This is a genomic window from Streptococcus sp. 596553, assembly GCF_900411395.1.
In the GTDB taxonomy this organism is placed as follows: Bacteria; Bacillota; Bacilli; order Lactobacillales; family Streptococcaceae; genus Streptococcus; species Streptococcus mitis_BA.
The window spans coordinates 1-22,994 of record NZ_OXCQ01000013.1 but is presented as its reverse complement, the minus strand read 5'-3'; the positions used below and the strand labels follow the sequence as shown (position 1 = coordinate 22,994).

Annotated in this window: 20 protein-coding genes; 6 read left to right on the top strand and 14 right to left on the bottom strand. The window is 39.6% G+C overall.

What is annotated here, in order from left to right; genetic code table 11:
- Window positions 1-233: 233 nt before the first annotated feature.
- Window positions 234-1,154: a helix-turn-helix domain-containing protein gene (locus DSY56_RS10145; protein ID WP_112445471.1), complete on the bottom strand. Its 921-nt coding sequence runs from the start codon at window positions 1,152-1,154 to the stop codon at window positions 234-236.
- Window positions 1,155-1,376: 222 nt separating this feature from the next.
- Here DSY56_RS10145 and DSY56_RS10140 point away from each other — a divergent pair, with 222 nt between their 5' ends.
- Complete coding sequence (locus tag DSY56_RS10140) at window positions 1,377-2,393, top strand: NAD(P)H-dependent glycerol-3-phosphate dehydrogenase (RefSeq protein WP_112445469.1); 1,017 nt, start codon at window positions 1,377-1,379, stop codon at window positions 2,391-2,393.
- A 21-nt stretch (window positions 2,394-2,414) separates the two neighbouring features.
- A complete protein-coding gene (gene galU, locus DSY56_RS10135) occupies window positions 2,415-3,314 on the top strand; it encodes a UTP--glucose-1-phosphate uridylyltransferase GalU (protein ID WP_000202219.1) in 900 nt (299 codons plus the stop codon).
- Here the strand turns inward: galU and DSY56_RS12515 are convergent.
- From DSY56_RS12515 to pbp1b, 7 genes are all read right to left on the bottom strand, one after another.
- Window positions 3,272-3,502 (bottom strand): hypothetical protein, encoded by a 231-nt coding sequence (locus tag DSY56_RS12515; protein ID WP_112445485.1) that lies wholly within the window; start codon window positions 3,500-3,502, stop codon window positions 3,272-3,274. The genes galU and DSY56_RS12515 overlap by 43 nt on opposite strands.
- A gap of 62 nt (window positions 3,503-3,564) precedes the next feature.
- The gene (locus DSY56_RS10125; protein ID WP_112445467.1) at window positions 3,565-4,239 is read right to left on the bottom strand and encodes a rhomboid family protein; all 675 of its coding nucleotides are present in this window, start codon (window positions 4,237-4,239) and stop codon (window positions 3,565-3,567) included.
- Entirely contained in the window at window positions 4,223-4,762 is a 540-nt protein-coding gene (locus tag DSY56_RS10120; RefSeq protein WP_050392045.1) for a 5-formyltetrahydrofolate cyclo-ligase, read from the bottom strand. Before DSY56_RS10120 ends, DSY56_RS10125 begins: the two co-directional genes overlap by 17 nt.
- A gap of 11 nt (window positions 4,763-4,773) precedes the next feature.
- A complete protein-coding gene (locus DSY56_RS10115) occupies window positions 4,774-5,904 on the bottom strand; it encodes an N-acetyldiaminopimelate deacetylase (RefSeq protein WP_050392044.1) in 1,131 nt (376 codons plus the stop codon).
- Window positions 5,905-5,971: 67 nt separating this feature from the next.
- Entirely contained in the window at window positions 5,972-6,670 is a 699-nt protein-coding gene (gene dapD, locus DSY56_RS10110; protein WP_050392043.1) for a 2,3,4,5-tetrahydropyridine-2,6-dicarboxylate N-acetyltransferase, read from the bottom strand.
- A gap of 229 nt (window positions 6,671-6,899) precedes the next feature.
- Window positions 6,900-7,811 (bottom strand): DMT family transporter, encoded by a 912-nt coding sequence (locus DSY56_RS10105; RefSeq protein ID WP_112445484.1) that lies wholly within the window; start codon window positions 7,809-7,811, stop codon window positions 6,900-6,902.
- An 82-nt stretch (window positions 7,812-7,893) separates the two neighbouring features.
- Complete coding sequence (gene pbp1b, locus DSY56_RS10100; RefSeq protein ID WP_112445465.1) at window positions 7,894-10,368, bottom strand: penicillin-binding protein PBP1B; 2,475 nt, start codon at window positions 10,366-10,368, stop codon at window positions 7,894-7,896.
- A 141-nt stretch (window positions 10,369-10,509) separates the two neighbouring features.
- Here pbp1b and tyrS point away from each other — a divergent pair, with 141 nt between their 5' ends.
- A complete protein-coding gene (gene tyrS / locus DSY56_RS10095) occupies window positions 10,510-11,766 on the top strand; it encodes a tyrosine--tRNA ligase (RefSeq protein WP_000546889.1) in 1,257 nt (418 codons plus the stop codon).
- A 77-nt stretch (window positions 11,767-11,843) separates the two neighbouring features.
- Here tyrS and DSY56_RS10090 read toward each other — a convergent pair whose 3' ends face one another.
- Entirely contained in the window at window positions 11,844-13,907 is a 2,064-nt protein-coding gene (locus DSY56_RS10090; protein WP_112445463.1) for a heavy metal translocating P-type ATPase, read from the bottom strand.
- Window position 13,908: 1 nt separating this feature from the next.
- Window positions 13,909-14,184 carry a DUF6110 family protein gene (locus DSY56_RS10085; protein WP_112445461.1) on the bottom strand — a complete coding sequence of 92 codons (276 nt, stop codon included), beginning with the start codon at window positions 14,182-14,184 and terminating at the stop codon, window positions 13,909-13,911.
- Between the two features lie 151 nt (window positions 14,185-14,335).
- Between DSY56_RS10085 and DSY56_RS10080 the strand changes: the two genes are divergently transcribed.
- The gene (locus tag DSY56_RS10080) at window positions 14,336-15,184 is read left to right on the top strand and encodes a putative RNA methyltransferase (protein WP_112445459.1); all 849 of its coding nucleotides are present in this window, start codon (window positions 14,336-14,338) and stop codon (window positions 15,182-15,184) included.
- 340 nt (window positions 15,185-15,524) lie between these two features.
- Here DSY56_RS10080 and DSY56_RS12510 read toward each other — a convergent pair whose 3' ends face one another.
- A complete protein-coding gene (locus DSY56_RS12510) occupies window positions 15,525-15,740 on the bottom strand; it encodes a hypothetical protein (protein WP_112445457.1) in 216 nt (71 codons plus the stop codon).
- A gap of 174 nt (window positions 15,741-15,914) precedes the next feature.
- Here DSY56_RS12510 and DSY56_RS10070 point away from each other — a divergent pair, with 174 nt between their 5' ends.
- Both DSY56_RS10070 and DSY56_RS10060 read left to right on the top strand, forming a co-directional pair.
- On the top strand, window positions 15,915-16,550 hold the full coding sequence (locus DSY56_RS10070) for a hypothetical protein (RefSeq protein WP_112445455.1): 636 nt from the start codon (window positions 15,915-15,917) through the stop codon (window positions 16,548-16,550).
- A gap of 309 nt (window positions 16,551-16,859) precedes the next feature.
- Window positions 16,860-18,253 (top strand): IS3 family transposase gene (locus DSY56_RS10060; protein WP_112445451.1). Its coding sequence is split into 2 segments (ribosomal slippage): window positions 16,860-17,310 and window positions 17,310-18,253, totalling 1,395 coding nucleotides; the frame shifts between segments, so codons are not numbered across the junction.
- 222 nt (window positions 18,254-18,475) lie between these two features.
- On the opposite strand, the gene DSY56_RS12505 is transcribed toward DSY56_RS10060, so the two are convergent.
- From DSY56_RS12505 to malQ, 3 genes are all read right to left on the bottom strand, one after another.
- Window positions 18,476-18,682 (bottom strand): hypothetical protein, encoded by a 207-nt coding sequence (locus tag DSY56_RS12505; protein WP_078706315.1) that lies wholly within the window; start codon window positions 18,680-18,682, stop codon window positions 18,476-18,478.
- Between the two features lie 243 nt (window positions 18,683-18,925).
- Window positions 18,926-21,184 (bottom strand): glycogen/starch/alpha-glucan family phosphorylase, encoded by a 2,259-nt coding sequence (gene glgP, locus DSY56_RS10050; RefSeq protein ID WP_112445449.1) that lies wholly within the window; start codon window positions 21,182-21,184, stop codon window positions 18,926-18,928.
- 25 nt (window positions 21,185-21,209) lie between these two features.
- A complete protein-coding gene (malQ, locus tag DSY56_RS10045) occupies window positions 21,210-22,727 on the bottom strand; it encodes a 4-alpha-glucanotransferase (protein ID WP_112445447.1) in 1,518 nt (505 codons plus the stop codon).
- Window positions 22,728-22,994: the final 267 nt, after the last annotated feature.

Here is a 22,994-nt window from a genome sequence, read left to right as displayed (position 1 = left end):
TCTCCAAGGTCATAAATGTCACTAATTTCAACAACTTATCTACTAATAAGTACTCAATTAGTATAAAAAGGAACTCGATACGAACTCAATCTAAGGGAAAAACATAATAACTCTTTAAATGATAAAACGCATAATATCAAGTTTTTAAACACCTGATATCATGCGTTTTTATGATTTCGAAAACTTTCTCTCGGTCTTTTTAACTAGTGACATTTTTGTCACTTTTTTATTTTCTAATGTTTATTTTTAAAAAAATCCTGGAGGTCATATTGCCATTGTTTTTCTAGCTGTTCTATCAAATGACTATTATCAATCATTCTAGCAAATATTTTTGCTTCTTGAAAATAATTTTCAGCTACTGGATAATCTTTTTTTACAAATAATGAATAGCGCCACTCCCATAGTCGAATAATTGGTTTTTTCTGATAGTCGTATGACTTTGAGGTAATTTCATTTAATTTATAGAGAATATCTTCAAATTGACTGTAATTAGCAATTTTTTCAAATATTCCTAACAACAAAAGTAATGAATCTCTGATTAGAAATGAATATTCAATATCAAACATCTCAACTTGTTGTAAAATTTTATCAGCTATTACTAAGAAGGTATTCACTTCAATCTCATCTATTATCGTATCTTGGTGTACTAATCTTACCAAAAATAGCTTTATGATTAAAATATCGTTAACTTCATATTTTGATTTCAACAAAATGTGATCGAAATACTCTTGTAAAATCATTCCTAAATTGCTATCATCATTCCACCAACCAAAGTCATCATATGCTTGTAAAACATCTATGATAAATCTTTCTTCCTCAGGTAGCCTATCATAATACTCTTCAAAAATCTTATCAAAAACACTCTCTTTCTTTTGGGCGATAGTTTCATCTTCGTATGTAGGAGTCCTCATCAAGAAATACTTCAATTCTAGGTATTCCTTATCCAACTCTATATAACTTGGCATCAACTTGTAATCTTCAACTCCCAAACGCTCAGCGATATATTTTAACTTTGTTAGTGTTGGTCTGGATTCTCCATTTTCAATTCTAATTAATTGACGGATACTTAATTCAGACTCATCACCACAAAATTCTGAACGACTGATTTTTTTAGCCAAACGTAATCTTTTAATTTTTTCGCCAAACTCTCGCAACCTACAAGAACCTCCTGAGTTGTTTACCTCTATTATAGCATATACTGAATCAAACTATCTATCAGATTTCTTCTCACTTTAACTAAAGACTAAGACTTTAATACTTCGTCTCGGTTTTTATATATTTTTCAAGTCACAAAGCCACCACTCTCCAGTAATGCAAGTGCAAAATCCTCTAGAATATGATAGAATAAGAGAAAGAACTCTATTAAGGAGGAAATCATGGAAAAACAAACCGTCGCCGTCTTGGGGCCTGGTTCTTGGGGAACTGCCCTTTCACAAGTCTTAAATGACAATGGACACGAGGTACGTATTTGGGGAAATCTTCCCGAGCAAATCAATGAAATTAATACACACCATACTAATAAGCACTACTTTAAAGATGTCGTTCTAGATGAAAGTATCATTGCCTACACTGACTTAGCAGAAACATTGAAAGATGTGGATGCGATTTTGTTTGTTGTCCCAACAAAAGTGACACGACTTGTTGCCCAACAAGTTGCAAAAACCTTAGATCATAAGGCTATCATCATGCACGCTTCAAAGGGATTAGAGCCTGATAGTCATAAACGATTATCAACCATCCTTGAAGAAGAGATTCCTGAACAGCTCCGCAGTGATATTGTCGTTGTTTCAGGGCCTAGTCATGCGGAAGAAACCATTGTGCGTGACCTAACTTTAATCACTGCTGCTTCTAAAGATTTACAAACGGCTCAATACGTTCAAGAACTCTTTAGTAATCACTACTTCCGACTTTATACCAATACGGATGTTATCGGGGTTGAAACCGCTGGTGCTCTTAAAAACATTATCGCTGTTGGCGCCGGAGCTTTACATGGTTTGGGATTTGGTGACAATGCCAAGGCAGCCATCATCGCTCGAGGCTTGGCAGAAATTACCCGCTTAGGAGTAGCACTCGGGGCCAGTCCATTGACCTATAGTGGCTTATCTGGTGTGGGAGATTTGATCGTAACGGGAACTTCCATCCACTCTCGTAACTGGAGAGCCGGAGATGCTCTTGGTCGTGGAGAATCTCTAGCTGATATCGAAGCCAATATGGGCATGGTAATCGAAGGAATCTCAACGACTCGAGCAGCCTATGAACTAGCGCAAGAACTTGGAGTCTATATGCCCATTACACAAGCCATTTACCAAGTTATCTACCACGGAACCAATATCAAAGATGCTATTTATGACATCATGAACAATGAATTTAAAGCAGAAAATGAGTGGTCTTAACTCTCTAAAGAAAGGATTCTTATGACATCAAAAGTTAGAAAGGCAGTCATCCCTGCCGCTGGACTCGGGACTCGATTTTTACCAGCAACCAAGGCCCTTGCCAAAGAAATGTTGCCAATCGTAGACAAACCAACTATCCAGTTTATCGTCGAAGAAGCTCTCAAATCAGGTATTGAAGATATTCTGGTTGTCACTGGTAAGTCAAAACGTTCTATTGAGGACCACTTTGACTCAAACTTTGAGCTTGAATACAATCTTAAGGAAAAAGGCAAAACGGATTTGTTAAAATTGGTAGATGAAGCAACTGGTATGCGCCTTCATTTCATCCGCCAAACTCACCCTCGTGGTCTTGGAGATGCTGTCCTACAAGCCAAAGCTTTTGTGGGGAATGAGCCCTTCGTTGTTATGCTGGGCGATGACCTTATGGACATTACAGATGAGAATGCCGTTCCTTTGACAAAACAATTGATGAATGATTACGAAAAGACACACGCATCAACCATTGCTGTCATGCCCGTACCACATGAAGACGTTTCATCATATGGAGTCATTGCTCCTCAAGGCGAAGGAATCAATGGACTCTATAGCGTTGAAACTTTCGTTGAAAAACCAGCTCCCGAAGATGCACCAAGTGATTTAGCGATTATCGGTCGCTATCTTCTCACACCAGAAATTTTTGATATTCTCGAAAAGCAAGCTCCTGGCGCTGGAAATGAAATCCAGCTTACCGACGCTATTGATACCCTTAATAAAACACAACGTGTTTTCGCCCGTGAATTTACAGGAGCTCGTTACGACGTTGGGGATAAGTTTGGATTTATGAAAACATCTATTGACTACGCCCTCAAACATCCACAAGTCAAAGATGACTTGAAGGATTACCTCATCCAACTTGGAAAAGAATTGGCTGAGAAGGAATAATACTCTTTGAAAATCTCTTCAAACCACGTCAGCGTCGCCTTACCGTAGGTATGGTTACTGACTTCATCAGTTCTATCCGCAACCTCAAAACAGTGTTTTGAGCTGACTTCGTCAGTTCTATCTACAACCTCAAAGCAGTGCTTTGAGCAACCTGCGGCTAGCTTCCTAGTTTGCTCTTTGATTTTCATTGAGTATAAAATAAAAAGATAAGGTTCAAAAATCGCCTTATCTTTTTTCATTACACAAATTTTCATCCCATTCCCTTGTAGAGAAGTAAGACAGCGAGTCCTACGAACAAGACTACCGCTCCTAATCTCTGACTAGCGCTATACATCCGTCTTTCTCCTCTAACTGGAAAGATAACTGCTAGAAATGCGCCACCAACTGCACCTCCGATATGACCTGCTAGACTGATTCCTGGAATCAGAACACTTCCAATAATGTTAATCACAAAAAGTGTCAGATAAGATTGCCCCAACTGCTGGATATAAGGATTACGCGTTGCATAGCGAAGAACAATAATCGCAGCAAATAGCCCATAGAGAGAAGTAGAAGCTCCTGCTGCTAAGGATTTTGGACTAAATACAAAAACAAAGAGATTGCCCATCATTCCAGATAAGAGATAGAGAAAGCAAAACTTCTTGGATCCGAAAATCTCCTCTACTTGCCTACCAAGATAATAGAGCGAAAGCATATTAACAATGAAATGCTCCCACCCAATATGAACAAAAATAGCAGAGAAGAGACGCCAAACCTGCTCGGGAAAGAGCCGAATAACAGGCCCATACATAGCTCCAAATCGAAATAGGGTATCTGCCCTGTAAAAGTTTCCTCCTGTGGTCACCAACATTAGTAGAAATACCAAGGTCGTCACTAAGAGGAAGAAACTCGTCACAGGGTAACGCCTATCAAAGATTTCTTTCATCAATCAGAACCTCCTGAACAGGAATATCATGCTTTTCAGGGATAAAGTCCTGAACTTGATAATGATAAACCGTACTCAAAGTATGACCAGTAAACTGTTCCAGATAGCGGTCATAATAACCTCCGCCATAGCCAATTCGATAACCCTTTGTCGTAAAAGCCAGCCCCGGAACATGAATCAAATCAATCTTAGAGGCATCCAATACTTCCAAATCTCCCTGTGGTTCCAGTAAGCCAAAGGAAGTTTTTACCAACTGCTGCGGATCATAGACCACAAAGTCCATGTGCCCCTTGGGATAGGTTTTGGGTATCAGAACCTTCTTGCCATCCTTCAGCGCCTGCTCAATCAATCCCTGCGTTTGAAACTCATGAGGAAAAGAGAGATAGGTTGCAATAACCTTGGCTTCTTGGTAAAAGGGGTGTTGTAACAATCGCTCGGTTAAAGCTTGCTCTATAGCCTGTTTTTGCTCTTGAGATATAGTCTTCATTTCTTGCAAGACTTGCTTGCGTAATTCTGCTTTCATAGACAATTCCTCTACTCTGCTGCCTTCTTTTTCAGGAAACTAGAGACCGCATCCACCCCAATAGATAAAGCCTCTTCCTTAGGACTCATTTGAGGGTGATGAAGAGCGTAGGGACTATCGATACCTAGCCAAAACATAACACCATCAACCTTTGAAAGAAGATAACCAAAGTCTTCACCTGTCATAGCAGGCTCGATATCAATCAGCTCGATTCCGTCTTTTTCTTCAAAGAAATCCATCAGTTCACGCGCCAAGGCTGGATTGTTCTCAACAGGTAGGTATCCACCTTGCTTGAGTTCCACTTCAACTTCCATATCAAAGGCAGCTGCAACTCCTTCTGCAACTGTTTTGACCCGCTTTTGCACCAAGAGGCTCATATCCTGAGTTAAGGCACGAATAGTTCCATGTAAAAAGGCTGTGTCTGTGATGACATTGTTGGTTGTTCCAGCCTGAAAAACGCCAAAGGTCACCACTGCTCCCTCGATTGGGTTGACATTGCGGCTGACAACTGACTGCACTTGGGTTACAAAGTAACTAGCCGCCACCAAAGCGTCATTGGCTTCATGCGGAAAGGCTGCGTGGCCACCTTTGCCTTTGAAACGAATCTTCACCTCACAAGTCCCTGCAAAAAGTGTATGAGTATTGGTCGCAATCTGGCCAACTTTCAGATCTGGACGGACATGGAGGCCATAAAACTGGTCTGGCAACCAGTCTCCAAAAGCGCCATCCTCATACATGAGCATGCCACCAGCTTCATTTTCTTCAGCAGGCTGAAATAGGAAGAGTAGATTGTTCTTTGGTTGCTCCTCAAGGGCGCGCTCAAGACAGCCCAAGGCAATGGTCATGTGGAAATCATGTCCACAAGCATGCATACTACCTTGGTGCTGAGAAGCGAAAGGAAATCCTGTTTGTTCAACGATAGGCAGACCATCAATATCTGTCCGCCAACCAATGGTCCTCTCTGGCTGACTTCCCTGCAAATAGACCAAAATACCTGTCCGCCAAGTACGAACTTGAACAAACTTCTTGCCCGCAGTCAATTTCTCAATCACATCTAGCAAATAAGCATGAGTCTTGAACTCCTCCAAGCCAATCTCTGGAATCTGGTGCAAATCTCGTCTAGTCTGAATCAAATCTAACATCTATCTGTCCTCCTATATAGCAGAAAGAGGCTGGAAGAAGGGTTCCGCCTCTATTTTTCTTTTACAATTATAAGGTACGAAGCGCATCTTCTAGCGCTGTTTTTTGTTGGGTTTGGGCATCAATCTCTTTGATGATACGAGCTGGAACACCTGCTACTACTACGTTTTCTGGGACATCTTGGGTAACAATAGCTCCTGCTGCGACAACTGAACCACTACCGATTTGAACTCCTTCGATGACCACTGCATTAGCGCCGATAAGAACATTATCTCCAACACGGACTGGTTCTGCGCTAGCTGGCTCAATCACACCTGCAAGAACGGCACCTGCACCAACGTGACTGTTTTTCCCAACAATAGCACGGCCACCAAGGATAGCCCCCATGTCAATCATGGTTCCTGCACCAATTTCAGCACCGATATTGATGACTGCTCCCATCATGATAACAGCACTGTCACCAATTTCAACTTGATCACGGATAATCGCACCTGGCTCGATACGAGCATTGATAGCACGTTTATCTAGCAAAGGAACGGCAGAATTACGAGCGTCTTGCTCAACAACATAGTCTTGATTTTCTACCAAACCATCGAGAAGCGGAGCAACATCTTTCCAGTCTCCAAATAAGACATTCCCTAGTTTAACAATAGAGCTAGGTACAGCAGTTGCAAGTTCTCCCTCAAAGGTTACTTTCACACTGGTTTTCTTTTCAGCATTGGCGATAAATTGAATAATTTCTTGTGCGCTCATTTTTGTAGCAGTCATAAAAGGCCTCTCATTCTTTATAATGATAACTATTCTACCAAAAAAGGCCTCAAATTTGAAGCCTTTTTGTCTGTTTTTAGGTATGATTTTTTAGGGATGTGAGATAAAACGTGCTGTCGGTAAAAGCAAGCCCCTACCGATACAACCTAAAAACAATCTTCACAACTATCTCCCCGTGTTTTATTGACTATTCTAGTATAGCACACTTTTAGAATTAAGAAAAGACTTTTTATCTACTTTCTTTCGCTTCTTCTATAGACAAAAATATCATGGGTAAAATAATCAAGGCCATAGCTAGAAGAAGGGACCAATCCACTACCAATCCTAAGAACAAAACACTCAAGAGAGCAGAAGAGAGAGGTTCACTGGCGCTGATAACGGAAACCACCAGAGGAGAAACCAAGGACACTGCCTTCATGGAAATGAAAAAGGCAAAAGCCGTCCCGAAAAAAGCGATAATGAGGCAAATCAAGATACTCCAAATATCCAGAGTAAAGGAGAGCTTGTAAACCGGCGAAAGGACATTGCTAAACAAACCTGCCAAAATCATCCCCCACCCAACCGTGGGTACAAAACCATAGCGCTTCGCGAAAGGTTGGGGCAAGATAACATTAAACATAACACCCATGGCACTCAACAGACCTGTTATAAGGGCTAGTGGCGTCATGGATAACTGAGAGAGATCGCCTTTTGTCGCCATCAAGCACACGCCCAGCATGGCAATCAAAACATAGAAAATAGCACTTTTTGACGCTCGTTTTTGATAAACCAAGCGATTGTAAAAGAGGATAAAGACAGGACTGATAAACTGTAAAATAGTTGCTGTCGCTGCATTTGAGTATTCTACACAGAGATAGAAAAAATACTGAACTGAAAAAATCCCCAAAATAGCATAGGCTAAAAAGGGCAGGTAATTTTTCTTATCTCGCCAAATATCTAGCACTTGCGATTTTAATTGCATTGCAGACCAAATGAGCACAAGACTCCCTGCCAATGTCAAACGCATAGAAGTAATCCAGCCCGAAGACACCTGGTAATGAGTAAAGAAATATTCTCCTAAAATTCCACAGATTCCCCAGATTAAGCCAGATAGGAGCGAATAAATAGTTCCTTTAACAATCTTTTTCTGATACTGATTCATACCTTTATTGTAACATGAAAGGAAAAAAGAAAAAAGTGGCAATCCATTGATTAGCCACTTCATTTAGCACAGTTTATAGAACTTATCGTCTCGCCCTTGAAGAAGAAGGTCGTGTAGTACTTGAGTTACTGCTATCACTAGAACTACTACTTGAACTACTTGAACTGCTGGAGCTTGATGGAGTTGGTAGTGTGCTAACGATACTTGACCAAGCATTTTGATAATCTGACTCACTTCCTCCAATAGCAAAATGATAGCTGGTCGTAGGAGCTCCTATCTTATTAGCCCAATAGCTGGTAACAGTCGAACCTGTGACCTCTACCTCTTTTCCTTCAACAGAAACCTTCCCTGGTTTTTGACCTGTTGATTTCAAGACTTCCGATTTCACTACACTAGGATCTAAAGTAAAGCGCTCGTTCCCCCAAATGCTTGGTGAGGCTTGCTGAATCGCATTTACCAGATGAGCCATGTAATTAGAGTTATTAGAATAGCCTGCTCTACGTGACAATGAATGATTATCATCATGCCCAATCCAGCCACCTAGGGTTAATCTAGGTGTCGAAAGCATGAGCCACATATTTTCGTCTTGGTTGGTTGTACCAGTCTTCCCAATCCAATCTGCATTAGCCAGAGTAGGATTTAAAGAAGTCAGATTCGTCTTGAAGGTTGTTGTCACACGAGAGGATAGAACTTCTCGCAGCAATCCCTGCATAATCGTCGCAGTAGCTTTTGAATAGACTTGAACTGGTTTATCCTGATATTCATACACCACTCTACCATCTGCTGCTTCAATTTTAGAAATTACATGTTTTTTATGATATAGACCATTATTTGCTAGGGTCTGATAGCCATTAGTATGCTGGGCAACTGTGACTTCAATACCACCCCCCATTGGCAGGCTCTCAATACCGTACTCTGGAATCTCATAACCCATTTTTTCCATATAACCCTTGACATCAACACCCTTTTCACGGAGCATACGATAGGTCCAGTAAGCCGGGATATTCCATGAATAGTTCAGAGCTTCTCCCAAGGTCATCATTCCTGTTCCCTTGCTATTAGCATACATAATCGGATTGCCATTAGCAAAGTTTGTTGGATAGTTAGATAGAATCGTTTCGCTTCCCATCAAGCCCTGATCAATAGCAATCCCGTAGGCCAGCAAGGGCTTGGTAGTAGAAGCTGGCGAACGTTTGGTATCAAAGGCATGATTATTTTGATTTTCTTGATAATTACGACCACCTACAAAGCCTAGAATAGCACCTGTTTGGTTGTCCATCAAGACATTCCCTACTTCTACACGACCTGTTCCATCGTCTAAAAGATAGCCATAATCAGCAACCGCATTTTGCATGGCAGAATGAATTTTCTGGTCTATGGTAGTAGTAATCTTATAACCACCATTTTCAATTTCCTTGGCTGCCAAATCACGATAAAACTTCTGAGTTGCCTCATTTTTCAACTCCTTAGCGGAGACATTGTCTCTCTGAGCTAGATAGTCATACATACGTTCTTGAGCTTCTGCCAAAGTTGTAAAGTATAAATAGTCTCGTGAAATTCCTGTGACCGTGCCCGATGGTAAAAAGTCCTGTTTAAGGTCATAATCCTTGTACTGAGAATACTCGTCTTTGCTTAAGGCACCTGTACGATACATACTGTAAAGAACTGCCTTAGCCCGTCTTAAGCCAATTTCTAGGTCTTCATCACTCTTCAACTCCCCAGTATTTTCATAAGGAGAGTAGGTAATGGGACTCTGTGGAAGTCCTGCTAAAAATGCTGCTTGAGGAACCGTCAACTGACTGGCATCTACACCGAAAATCCCCTCAGCTGCCTGCTGAGCTCCTGCAATATTCTGCCCCTTATTATTTCGGCCAAAGGGAGCCACATTGAGATAGGTCGTTAAAATCTCATCCTTATTCATGGCACGTTCCAAGGCAAGAGCATCCACAATCTCTGTCGCCTTACGAGCCAAGGTCGGCGCATCCCCAACCACCTGCTGTTTAATCAGTTGCTGGGTCAAGGTTGAACCCCCACTAGAGGAACCCAAACCTACAAATTTCCCCAAGGTCGCACGAATCACCGCCTTGGGCACTACACCCTTATGTTCTTTAAAGTGTTCATCTTCCGTCGCAATGATAGCCTTCTTCAGATTTTCCGAAATTTGCTCAGATGAGATAGAAGTGCGCAACAAATCACTCTCTATGGAAGCAATCACCGTCCCGTCCGAATAGGTAATCTCTGAAATAGAAGAGATGTCCTTGACCTGATTCACCAATTCTTCTGTCTGAGGCACCCGAACCTTGTCAAATAAGGCCACTCCGTACCCCAAAGCAATCCCGGCTCCCAACATTCCTCCTATAAAACCAAGCACAAAGAGTAAGTTAAATAAGGCTTTTATACTTAGTAAAATAGCTGGAAAGATGGCTGGCCTATCTAAGGTTTTAGATTTTTTGGTACTTGAACCTTTCTTGCCAGGTCTAGCTGATTTTTTATTTTTTTGTTTTTGCTGGAAAAATTCCAGCATTTTCTGTTTTAATTCATTTAATTGATTTTGCATGGATTTCCTCACTCTATCTATTATACCATAAAAGGGAAACTTTCAATAAAATAGCCACTTTCTTCCCTATTCTGCTAGGCTATTGCCCGAGTTTATGATACAATAGGTAGAAACAATAATTTTAAAAAGGAGAAAAGACACATGCACATTTTTGATGAGCTAAAAGAGCGTGGTTTGATTTTTCAAACGACTGATGAAGAAGCTTTGCGTAAAGCCCTAGAAGAAGGTCAAGTTTCTTATTATACTGGCTACGATCCAACTGCTGACAGCCTTCACCTAGGCCACCTTGTCGCAATCTTGACAAGTCGTCGCTTGCAACTAGCAGGTCACAAACCTTATGCGCTCGTTGGCGGTGCTACTGGTCTCATCGGAGATCCGTCCTTCAAAGATGCTGAACGTAGTCTCCAAACAAAAGACACAGTAGATGGCTGGGTCAAGTCTATCCAAGGACAACTTTCTCGTTTTCTTGATTTTGAAAATGGCGAAAACAAGGCTGTCATGGTCAACAACTACGACTGGTTTGGCAGCATCAGCTTCATTGACTTCCTCCGTGATATCGGAAAATACTTCACTGTCAACTACATGATGAGCAAGGAATCTGTGAAAAAACGAATTGAAACAGGAATTTCTTACACTGAGTTCGCTTACCAAATCATGCAAGGTTACGACTTCTTCGTTCTTAACCAAGACCACAACGTAACGCTTCAAATCGGTGGTTCTGACCAGTGGGGAAATATGACAGCTGGTACCGAATTGCTTCGTCGTAAAGCTGACAAGACTGGCCACGTAATCACAGTACCGCTTATCACAGATGCAACTGGTAAGAAATTTGGTAAATCAGAAGGAAATGCCGTCTGGCTTAATCCTGAAAAGACTTCTCCATACGAAATGTACCAATTTTGGATGAACGTTATGGACGCAGACGCTGTTCGCTTCTTGAAGATTTTTACTTTCTTGTCACTTGATGAGATTGAAGACATCCGTAAACAATTTGAAGCAGCTCCACACGAACGCTTGGCACAAAAAGTCTTGGCTCGTGAAGTCGTTACACTTGTTCACGGAGAAGAAGCTTACAAAGAAGCCCTCAACATCACTGAGCAACTCTTTGCAGGAAACATCAAAAACCTTTCTGTCAAAGAGCTCAAACAAGGACTTCGTGGTGTGCCAAACTACCAAGTACAAGTAGATGAAAATCACAATATCGTGGAACTGCTCGTGTCATCTGGTGTGGTTAACTCAAAACGTCAAGCCCGTGAAGATGTCCAAAACGGAGCTATCTACGTAAACGGCGACCGTATCCAAGACCTTGACTATGTCTTGAACGACGCAGATAAGCTTGAGAACGAACTGACTGTTATCCGTCGCGGGAAGAAAAAATACTTTGTACTGACTTACTAAACTGTTCAACATTTACCTATAGAAAAAAGGAGTTGCCCTCGAGAAAGGTAACTCCTTTTTGTTGTTGATAATCACATCTATCTAGCCTTAATAGACAGGCTACGCAGGACTATGCGTAAGGTTGTTAGATTATGTAAGATAGAGAGATTTGAAGGACTGAGCCAATTAAACAAGCCAAAGCCAATCAAACTACTATTTACGACAACGGTATCTTGAATATTCTTCTTGATGAGTGTTTGCAAAGATGATGATAGCCAATCCAACTCTTGGAAGAAATCCAAACGATTATCTAACAATAAGATATCGCTCATCTGCTTAGAAATATCTGCACTCTCATTCATCACCACACCGATATCTGATAGGGTTAGAGCAGCTGAGTCATTCAACCCATCCCCAACCATCAAAATAGTGTGACCTGCTTTCTGCAGTTCCTCTACTAACTCAAATTTCCCATCAGGTTTCAAGTCTGTATAGACCTGATCAAAGGGCAAATCTTTGACTAATTCCTCTGTTCTAACCAAGGTGTCCCCTGTTGCCAGAATCAATTTTTTCCCTTGTGCCTTAAGTTTCTCCAAGGCTGCTTTTGCTTCTTTTCTCAAAGGAGTATGAATACAGAACATTCCAATCAATTCATTCTGATAAGCCAAGAATAAGAGATTGTAGTGACTCTTGTACTCTTCAATTAAAGCATGTTGTTCTGAACTGATATGAATCTGTTCATCCTGCATCAAGACATAATTCCCAATAAGAACTGGTTGCCCATCTATATGAGATTTAATCCCCTTGCTTGCGATATATTGGAGTTTCCCATGCATTTCCTCATGTTCAATCCCCTCTATCTCAGCTTGCTTGACGATGGCATTAGCAATAGGATGATAAATGTGTTCCTCAAGACAGGCACTGATTCTGAGAATATCTTCCTCACTATAGTCTCCAAAAGGTAACACCTTTTCAACTATCGGATAACTAGTTGTGATTGTTCCCGTCTTATCAAACAAGAAAGTATCAACTTCCAGATATTTCTCCAGAACATCCCCATCCTTAATCACCATTTCACGATTCAACCCCTCCTTGATAGCTGTTAAATAAGCTACAGGAGTAGAGATTTTCAAAGCACAGGAGAAATCGACCAATAGGAAAGAAATAGCCTTAGAAAAAGAACCTGTCAATAGGTAAGTCAGCCCAGCCCCCAAGAAATTATATTTGACGACCTTGTCCGCCATCTTGATGAAATAGCGTTGTTTCGTTTTCTTGTTTTCTTCAGATTTCTTCATCAACTCAATCAGTTGTAAAATCCGGCTGTTCATCTGATTATCGGTTACACGAATGCGTAACTCTCCAGTTTCTAATACTGTATTTGCACAAACCAAATCAGACTCTCTTTTTTCAACTGGAAAACTCTCTCCCGTCAAGGAACTTTCGTTGACCATACCTAAACCTGAAACTACTTGTCCATCAAACAAAATTTCATTTCCTTGAGATAGGACCAAGACATCTCCTATTTGAACATCGGAACTCTTGATACTAACGACCGTATCGCCCTGTACTAAGAATACGTCGCTCTCTTTTGCAAGAAGGCTCTGTTCTAAATCTGTTGCCGTTTTTTTCAAGGACCACTGATCTAAATGATTCCCCAAATCAAGCATAAACATGATATTGCTAGCTGTCTTGGATTGGTTCATAAACAAGGACAATAAAATCGCCGAACAGTCTAAGACTTCCATCGTTAGTTCCTTACGCGCTAGTGTTTGATAGGCTTCTCTAATATAGCCAAAAGCCTGATAACAAGTCCATATATAGCGAATAGGAGACGGCACAAGACTACGAAAAAGCACACGCTTAATCGCTGCACCTGAAACGATAGAATAGGCACTCTCTTCTCTACGAACAGGAAGAGTCATCAACTCAGAAACTTTCCCTTTATCAATTCTTTTTAAAAAGGCTTCTGCATTGTCTAATACAGAGAAGCCTTCTTTTATACGTAGGGTAAAGTGCTGTTGATCCATGTAAAACTGGATAGACTCAATTCCCTTCTCATCTCTCGCCAAGGAACGAAGATAGTCTTGAATATCCAAGGTAAGTGAAAAAGAAGATGATAGGCGGATATGTTGGTATCCTCTATGTAGCACTTTAAAAGACATATTATTCTCCTAGGCTATCTAATTGCTCTTCTTTTTTCTCTTGCTCATACAAATATTTGGCATCTTGCAAGACATCGTCTCCATGTTGTTTCACAACAGAAACAGATGCATCTAGCCCGTCTTTCAACTTGTAAGCCTTAGCCAAAGCTTTAGAATAACCTTTTTTAGCTTCCTTACTTGCTAAGATTTTCAAACCAAGGGTACCAAATGCGACACCACCCAAAAATAATGAAGATTTTTTCGCAACTTTTGCAACGGTTAGTACTTCTTTTAACATACTTATTTCCTCCTTATCATTATTATATAGCAATTTAGATATAAAAGCAATTTTATACCATAAATTGGAGTATTAGTTTTATTTCTACTGAATCTCCCATCTACTTACTCCTAAAGTTGCTTTCATTTGCCTCTTTTGATACACTTAAACTATGAATACAAATCTCAAACCCAAACTTCAGCGTTTTGCTTCTGCGACTGCCTTTGCCTGTCCTATCTGTCAAGAAAATCTGACTCTGCTAGAGACTAGTTTCAAGTGCTACAACCGTCATTCTTTTGACTTGGCGAAATTCGGCTATGTCAATCTAGCCCCTCAAATCAAGCAATCTGCCAACTACGACAAAGAAAACTTTCAAAACCGCCAACAAATCCTAGAAGCCGGCTTTTACCAAGCTATCTTAGATGCTGTATCTGACTTGCTTGCAAGCTCAAAAACTACCACAACAATCTTGGATATCGGCTGTGGCGAAGGTTTCTACTCTCGCAAACTCCAAGAAAGTTACCCTGACAAAACCTTCTATGCCTTTGATATTTCAAAAGATTCAGTCCAAATCGCTGCCAAGAGCGAATCCAACTGGTCAGTCAATTGGTTCGTTGGCGACCTAGCTCGCCTCCCTATAAAAGACGCCAGCATGGATATCCTGCTTGATATCTTTTCACCTGCCAACTATGGAGAATTCCGCCGTGTTTTATCCAAAGACGGTATCTTGATCAAGGTCATCCCAACTGAAAGTCATCTCAAGGAAATTCGGCAAAGGGTACAGGACCAGCTGACAAACAGGGATTATTCTAACCAAGATATCAAAAATCATTTCCAAGAACACTTTACCATCCTATCTAGTCAAACTGCCTCTCTGACTAAGAGTATCACAGCAGAGCAGCTCCAAGCCCTACTCAGCATGACACCTCTTCTCTTTCACGTTGACCAGACTAAGATTGACTGGAACCAACTGACAGAGATTACCATTGAAGCAGAGATTCTGGTTGGGAAAGCATTCTAAACTAGACTTCCCAAAGGTATAAAACTTACTGAAAATCTTTAATATTACAAAAACGCATAAGAACAGGTGGTCAAAACCTCAATCTTATGCGTTTTGTTATAGTTTCCATACACATTAAGGGGAAATATTTGAAATCAGTTCTCTTAATAACCATTGAATACCATATAGTACATTTACCCCAAATATGATATAGGCCGTATAAATCAAGTATTTCGATTTCTTCTGCCTCAAAGAATAGATCTTGTACAAGATGAACAAATTTAAAATAATAAATAATAGAGACAAAATCTTCCTCCAAAAATCAATCCTAAAGGTGCACAGCTAAGCATATCCCTAAACTTTATTTTCGATTCGAGATAACAAACTTATCAATGAACAATAAGTGATATAAGGCCAGTACCAGACCCCAAAAGCTACCACGAAAAGAGATTTCTTGATGATTGAGAGGAAACAAATCATGGTTACCTATATAGAGGCAGGTCAAAATGATAAATAAAATCCAAAATAAATCCGTCCATTTATATTTTGAAAAATATTTTTTAACATAATAGCACATTTTTCTTGACTACAATAACATTATATGATAAAATGTAAGCGGATACAAATAAAAAGAAATTGCCTTATTCAATTAATATTCCTATAAGAAAGCAGATGATTCCAATGTACAAACTATAATTATCAACCCTTAATATCCAACTTAGTTATAAAAGAATGGTAGGTGATCATTATCATGAAAAAAATACTAATTACTCTATTATTTAGTTGTTTAGCATTGTTTTATTTGCCTATTTCTGTAAACGCCGATACCACTAATGACCTTGTTATAAAATTCAACGAACTGCAATTTACTGTTGAGGATTATAATATCCCTAATCCAGAAGTAATCTATTCAAAATCAGGATTCAAAGAAGTCGCAACTGTTCTTGATAGTGATACTGGAAAAGTTGTCGAAACTATCGAACTTATCCCAGATCTTTCTCGCGCTACAGTTACTTCACATACATTAAAAAGAAGTGCAACATTTGCTAGAACTACAGTTCAATTAAGCGTAAATATTGAGCTATATAATGAGGGTTCTTTCCGTCAGATTAACTCAGTTCACGGTTATTACTTAGGAATAACAAATTCTATTACAAACACATCTATTGAAGACAAAACTATTGATGTTTGGTCTACAAATGGATTCCCTACAACAAAAATAAAGTATGCTTATAATGGCACTTTAACAGCAGTTATAGAAACTAGTGGTTCAGCTCAAGTTAAAGCAGAGTTGTTAGGAGCTGGATTTACATTTGGAGGTAGTATATCAGGCAAATCTTATTATAGAGTCCCATTTGATCAAAACGGAACTATTAGTCTATACTAACTTAGGAGGTAGTCGATATTATGAATGAAAAAAAACGTACATATTTTATTTGTGCAAGTATTATTATTTCATCTATAATTTTAGGACTCTTTATTTATAAAGGAATTTATGACGGATTTGACGTTTTGGGTCAATTTACAAACGATGGCCTCAGGGTAATTAGTACTAATATTAGTACTGTTGGTAATAATATTAGTACTAATAGGTAGTTAATAGTAATAGAATTCAAACAAAAAACGGTAATTTAGTGAATGAACTGCACCCCAAAAGTTAGACAGAAAAAAATCTAACTTTTGGGGTGTTTTTATCATGAAGTTAACTTATGATGATAAAGTTCAGATCTATGAACTTAGAAAACAAGGATATAGCTTAGAGAAGCTTTCAAATAAATTTGGGATAAACAATTCTAATATTAGGTACATGATTAAATTGATTGATCGTTACGGAATAGAGTTCGTCAAAAAAGGAAAAAATCGTTACTATTCTCCTGAATTAAAACAAAAAATGATTGATAAAGTCCTACATGAAAACTGGTCTCAAGATAGAGTTTCTCTCGAATATGCTCTCCCAAATCGTGGTATGCTTCCAAATTGGATGGCACAATACAAGAAAAACGGGTATACTATTGTTGAGAAAACAAAAGGGAGACCATCTAAAATGGGACGTAAACCAAAGAAGAAACCCGAAGAGATGACAGAGTTAGAACGCCTTCAAGCAGAAAACGAGTATCTGAGAGCGGAGAATGCTATCCTAAAAAAGTTGAGAGAACTCCGCTTGAAGGAGGAAAAAGAGAAAGAAGAAAGACAGAAATTGTTCAAGAATTAATGACTGATTTTTCGTTAGATATTCTTCTAAAAACCATTAAACTCGCTCGTTCGACCTACTACTATCATTTGAAACAGCTAGACAAACCAGATAAGGATCAAAAGCTTAAAGCTGAAATTCAAGCTATTTTTACCGAACACAAAGGAAATTACGGATATCGTCGAATCCATTTAGAATTAAGAAATCGTGGTTATGTGGTCAATCATAAAAGAGTTCAACGCTTGATGAAAGTGCTCAATTTACAAGCTAGAATCCGCAAGAAACGCAAGTATTCTTCTCATAAAGGAGATGTTGGCAAGAAAGCAGACAACCTTATTCAACGTCAATTTGAAGCAGCTAAACCAATGGAAAAGTGCTATACGGATGTGACAGAATTTGCCATTCCAGCAAGCGCTCAAAAGCTTTACTTATCTCCAGTTTTAGATGGTTTTAACAGCGAAATCATCGCTTATAATCTTTCTTGTTCGCCTAATTTAGAACAAGTAAAAACGATGTTGGAACAGGCTTTCACAGAGAAACACTACGAGAATACGATTCTCCATAGTGACCAAGGCTGGCAATATCAACACGATTTTTATCACAGGTTTTTAGAGAGTAAGGGAATTCAAGCATCCATGTCACGCAAGGGCAACAGCCCAGACAACGGTATGATGGAGTCCTTCTTTGGCATTCTGAAATTGGAGATGTTTTACAGTTATGAGAAGTCGTTTCAGTCGCTTAAGCAATTGGAACAAGCTATTGTAGACTATATTGATTACTACAATAATAAACGAATTAAGGTAAAACTAAAAGGACTTAGCCCTGTGCAATACAAAACTAAATCCTTAATCTTATGCGTTTTGTTATGCAAAAATCACTGGAGTTTCTATACATATTAAGTGGAAATATTTGAAACCAGTTCTTTTAATAACCATTGAATACCATATAGTACATTTATTCCAAATATGATATAGGCCGTATAAATCAAGTATTTCGATTTCTCCCGCCTCAAAGAATAAATCTTGTACAAGATAAATAAATTTAAAATAATAAATAATAGAGACAAAATCTTCCCTCCAAAATAAATTCTAAAAGTACACAGTTAAGCATAGCCCTAATCTTTATTTTCGATTCGAGATAACAAACTTATCAATAAATAGCAAGTGATATAAGGCAAGTGTAATTCCCAATAAGCACCCATGATAAGAGATTTCTTGATGGGTAAGGGGGAAAAGAGTATTATTACCCGTCAAGAGGCATGTCAAAATAACAAATAGTATCCAAAATAAATCAGTCCATTTATATTTTGAAAAATATTTTTTCCACATAAGAACACCTTCTTTCCTATAATCATATTATAATACTTTATGTAAGCGAATACAAGAAATTTGAGGTGATTTTTAAGTAGATTTTGAAGCTGAAAGACCGTAAAAACCAGCATTTAAAGCCTTCACTGTATCTAGGATTTCCCTATTTTTAGACAAGATTGACCCAAATCCACAGCATTCAAAAAAAGCGAATTTCAATCGAAACTCGCTTTTTTACAAAATGTATTCGTATAAATTTGTATCTTAGTTCAAGTGCCAAATATCTTCGTTATACTGAGCAATTGTACGGTCAGATGAGAAGAATCCTGCTTTAGAAATGTTAACGATGACTTTATCCAACCATGCGTCACGGTCTTCGTAGTCAGCCAACATTTGCTCTTTGACTTTGATGTAGTCTTCCAAGTCAAGAAGAGTCATGAACCAGTCTTTGTTGATCAATTCATTGTAAAGACGTTCCAAGCGCTCTTTGTTTCCAGCTGCAAGAACTGCATCGCTAACGATGAAGTCAACCAATGGTTTGATAGCTTCACGAGCGTAGAATTCGCTTGATTTGTAAGCTGCTTTTGCGTAAAGGTCGATAACAGTTTCTGAATCTTCACCAAAGATGTAGATGTTTTCGTCGCCAACCAACTCAGCGATTTCCACGTTAGCACCGTCCATAGTACCAAGAGTCAAAGCTCCGTTCAACATGAATTTCATGTTACCAGTACCTGAAGCTTCTTTAGAAGCAAGTGAGATTTGTTCTGAAATATCACATGCTGGGATAAGGAAGCTTGCTGCAGTAACGTTGTAGTTTTCAACCATAACTACTTGCAAGTGTGGAGCTACTGCTGGATCGTTAGCAATAACTTCTGACATGCAAAGAATCAAGTGGATAATGTCTTGAGCGATTGTGTAGGCTGGAGCTGCTTTACCACCAAAGAAGATTGTGATTGGACGAGCAGGGATGTTACCAGCTTTGATGTCAAGGTATTTGTGGATCACGTACAAGGCGTTCATTTGTTGACGTTTGTACTCGTGAAGACGTTTGATTTGGATGTCAAAGATAGAGTTTGGATTGATTTCCACACCTTGGTGTTCTTTCAAGTGACGAGCCAATTTACGTTTGTTGTGAGCCTTGATGCTTTCCAATTTTTCTTTGACAGCTGCTTTGTCTTCATAAGACAAAAGTTTTTCAAGCTCATCTGCTTCATGGTGCCAACCATCTCCAAGAATCTCATCCAAGTAGTGAGACAATCTTGGGTTAGCATGCATGAGCCAACGACGGAAAGTGATACCGTTTGTTTTGTTGTTGAATTTTTCTGGGTAAAGGTCGTAGAAAGCTTTCAACTCAGAATTTTTCAAGATTTCAGTGTGAAGTGCTGCAACCCCGTTAACGCTGTATCCGTAGTGGATATCCATGTGGGCCATGTGAACACGTCCGCTCTCATCGATAATTTGAACAGCTGGATCTTTGTATTCTGCTTTCACGCGACGGTCCAATTCTTTAATGATTGGTACCAAGTGAGGAACCACTTCTTGCAAGAATTCAAGAGGCCATTTTTCAAGGGCTTCAGCAAGGATTGTGTGGTTAGTGTAGGCAGTCATGCTACGAACGATTGAGATTGCTTCGTCAAGCTCGATACCACGTGCAGTCAAAAGACGGATCAATTCAGGAATCACCATTGATGGGTGAGTATCGTTGATTTGTACAACTGCGTAGTCAGCAAGGTCATGCAAGTTGCTTCCTTTTTCGATTGCTTCGTCGATGATCAATTGCGCACCGTTTGAAACCATGAAGTATTGTTGGAAGATACGGAGCAATTCACCTTGACGGTCACTATCATCTGGGTAAAGGAAGAGAGTCAAGTTGCGAGCAATATCTGTCTTGTCAAAGCTGATACCGTCTTTAATAATAGAAGAATCAACTGAATCCAAGTCAAACAAACGCAAGCGGTTCTTCGTTTCTGTCTTGTAACCAGGTACATCAATATCATAAAGAGTTGATGTCAAAGTAAAGTCTGCAAATGGTACTTGGTAGCTACGGCTTGAGCGAACCAACCAGTTTTGCTCTGTCAACCATGCATTTGGAATTGTTTCTTGTTGGTTGTTTTTAAGAACTTGTTGGAAAAGACCAAAGTGGTAGTTCAGACCAACACCATCACCGTTCAAGCCAAGAGTCGCAATTGAGTCGATAAAGCAGGCAGCCAAACGTCCCAAACCACCATTACCAAGAGATGGTTCCAATTCAACTTCTTCAACTTCGATCAAGTCTTTACCTGCAGCAGCAAGTTCTTTTTTGACATCGTCGTAAAGACCAAGGTTAATCAAGTTGTTTGACAAGAGTTTACCAATCAAGAACTCAGCTGAGATATAGTAAACTTTCTTTTTACCAGTGTTAACTGGTTTTTGGCTACTTGCAAGCTTGCTGTAGTTAAGAAGAGCAAGGTAAAGCTCTTCATTGCTACATTCTGCAATGGTTTTATTGTAACGATTTTGTACAAATTCTTGTAGTGATAACATGTTTAAGATGTCTCCTGATATTGTATTATTTCTTTAATTCTACCAAATTTTCATTGATTCGGCGATAGATTGTTGTCAAGTCAAGCAAACCTTCCTCGACAGCTGGTGTCAATTGCTCTTCAGTCATACGCCAAGACCAGTTTCCACCAAGGGTAGATGGGAAGTTCATACGAGCTGTCTCATCCAATTCTAGTAAATCTTGCATAGTTGCAATTGCCATAAAGCTAACTGATGAAAAGACTGTACGAAGCATAGCATGTGGCACTGTTTCATACTCTTTACGGTTCGTGTAACGAGCCATGTACTCACGAGTCGCATCATCGATCTCGTTACGGTACCAGCCAAGAACCGTGTTGTTATCGTGTGTTCCTGTGTACATAACTGAGTTAGCAGGTGCCAAGTGTGGGCTATCGATGCTTTCGTCTTCTGGGTTGAAGGCAAATTGAAGAATCTTCATTCCTGGGAAGCCAGTACGTTCACGCAACTCGATAACTTCATCTGTCATGAAACCAAGGTCTTCTGCGATGATGTTTAACTCACCAAGTTCTTCCTTAACGGCTGCAAAGAGCTTGTAGCCAGGACCTTTCACCCACTCACCAGGTGCTGCTGTATCGGAACCAGCAGGGATTTCCCAGTAAGATTCGAAACCACGGAAGTGGTCGATACGAACGATATCGTAGATTTTGAAGCTTTCACGTAAGCGTTCAATCCACCATTTGTAGCCGTCTTTATCCATTGCTTCCCAGTCATAGATTGGGTTACCCCAAAGCTGACCAGTTGCAGAAAACTCATCTGGTGGGCATCCTGCGATGCAAGTAGCCTTACCGTTGACATCTGTCTTGAAGAGATGTGGATTTGCCCACATATCGCTTGAATCTTCCGCTACATAGATTGGCATGTCCCCAACGATTTCGATGTGGTTGTCGTTAGCATAAGCTTTCAATTTCAACCATTGTTGGAAGAAGAAGTATTGAGTCACACGGTGGTAAACCAACTTGTCTGCCAATTGCTCACGGTAGCTTTCAAGTGCTGAAGCTTTACGAGCACGAGCATCTGCATCTGGCCATTCAGTCCAAGCAAGATTTTCAAAATGCTCTTTGATAGCCATATACTCAGCAAAGAGCTCAAGCCATGATTGGTTATCTTGAGCAAATTTCTCAAAATCTTTAACATCTCCGACTTCAAAGAAACGTTTCACCGCTTTTTCTAAAAGAGGACGACGTGCATAGTAGATTTTAGCATAGTCAACTTCAGACGCATCGCTACCAAAGTCAACTCCTTCAAGGTCACTTGCTTCCAACAAACCTTGCTCCACCAAGATATCCAAATCGATAAAATGAGTGTTTCCTGCGAAGGCTGAGAAAGATTGGTAAGGAGAATCCCCGTAACTAGTTGTTCCTAATGGAAGGATTTGCCAGTAACGTTGTTTTGTACGAACCAAGAAATCAACGAAGTCGTAAGCACTTTGACCAAATGATCCGATTCCGTAAGCTCCTGGAAGAGAAGAGATGTGCATCAACACACCACTTTGACGTTTTTTCATAATAGCACCTCATGTGTTAAAATAATGGAACGTTGCGTATTTTTGCAGACGCAAACGTTTGCGCTACTTATAAGTATACTCCTTTTCAAGCATAATTGCAAGCGTTTTTAAAAAAACTTTTTTGATTATTTTTAAGGATGTAACTTCTCAAAGTAACTTCCACTTGCCTGACCAAAGTGGAAATTAGTCTAAAACGGATTTTTATGGTGGAATTAAGTGTGAGACGTTTGAGTTAGAAACGAGGTCTACTATGACAAAACATAAACA